General features: G+C 52.5%; 1 protein-coding gene and 1 pseudogene. Both read right to left on the bottom strand.

The genetic code is table 11. The features are described 5' to 3' along the window. A pseudogene (locus A7P95_RS00010) lies at positions 1-747 on the bottom strand (hypothetical protein); the annotation flags it as partial. Between the two features lie 11 nt (positions 748-758). Continuing rightward, positions 759-1037, bottom strand: coding sequence for a hypothetical protein (locus tag A7P95_RS00005; RefSeq protein WP_067589332.1), 279 nt, complete (start codon positions 1035-1037; stop codon positions 759-761). Positions 1038-1144: the final 107 nt, after the last annotated feature.

Raw genomic sequence — 1144 nt, 5'->3', positions numbered from 1 at the left:
GAATGCGCCATTGCGGTAAGCGGTCAGGGCGTCATTTACGCTGTATTCGCCGCTTAGGAAGTCATGGGCTAAATCAACGCGGGTATAGCGGAAGCCAACAACTTCATCCATTTGGGAAAAGTTATAAAGGCGTTGTTCCCAGCCGTCTTTTGCGGCATTGAGGCCGGTGGCGGTCAGTTCTATGCAGATGGTGGATTCGTTGGAGGGGTTGATTCCGCCACCGATGCAGAGAATGCCGTAACTGGTTTCATGATTGCCGAGGTTGTAGCTGTCGCTGTAAAAGTTGGCGGATTTTTCGCGGTCATGGGATACGCCGAAACCGAAGATTTCATGCAGATGGAAAGAAAGCATGCCGACAATTTCTTCCTGTTCTGCCTCTTCACGGTCAAACAGGCGGAGCAGGCTGACTTTTTCAAGTACGAAAGTCAGTTGGTCGATGAAGGCACAATGGCCGTTCGTTCCCCGTCTGAAGATTTCTTCAACGGCTTTGCCTTTGCGGATAACCAAACGGCGGTATTTTTCGCTCACAGCACGCGATTTTTGTAAGTCATCCCCTGTTAGCGTGGGGGGTGCCAATCGGGCAACTTTAATATCCACGCCCCAGCGCTCTTTCATGCGCCGTTCGAAGGCGTCATAGGCCGCGTTGCGTTCGGCGTCGCGCTGGCGCGCTGCCGCCAACCGCTCCGCGGCCTGCCGCCGCTGTTTCTCGCCGTTGATTTTTTCAATACGCTCTTCGATACGGTACATGATTAGGCCGCCTATTCCATCGGGGGGAGGATTTGTTCAAATTCCGCTTCGGTCACGTTGCGGAAGAAGGGGAGCTGGAGTTCTACGGAATCAAGGATGAATTGGCCGTAGATGTCTAAGAGGGTTTGCAGGCGGTCAGCAGGTTCGTTTTGGTCTATGACTTCGGCGAACAAGATGTAGCTTCTGTCTGCTGTGATATTGAGGGATACAGTGAGTTCGCAGAATAAGCCGTCTTCGGGGCGGCCTATGGTGGCGGTGATGTTGGGATAGGTGGGAAGTTGGTAAGACATGAAAAAAGCTCCTTTGAGTTAGCTTGATCAAAGAGAGCTAGTCCAGCCTTATGATGTGAATAATGCCTGTCTGGCAAAGATACCGTCAGGACTAGCCCCCGACGGCG

This window comes from Eikenella longinqua (assembly GCF_001648355.1).
In the GTDB taxonomy this organism is placed as follows: Bacteria; Pseudomonadota; Gammaproteobacteria; order Burkholderiales; family Neisseriaceae; genus Eikenella; species Eikenella longinqua.
This window is presented reverse-complemented; position numbering and strand designations above follow the sequence as displayed.

Bases quoted from the DNA above. Each gene is read 5' to 3' on its own strand.
- A7P95_RS00005 (WP_067589332.1), bottom strand. From the start codon at position 1,037: ATGTCTTACCAACTTCCCACCTATCCCAACATCACCGCCACCATAGGC.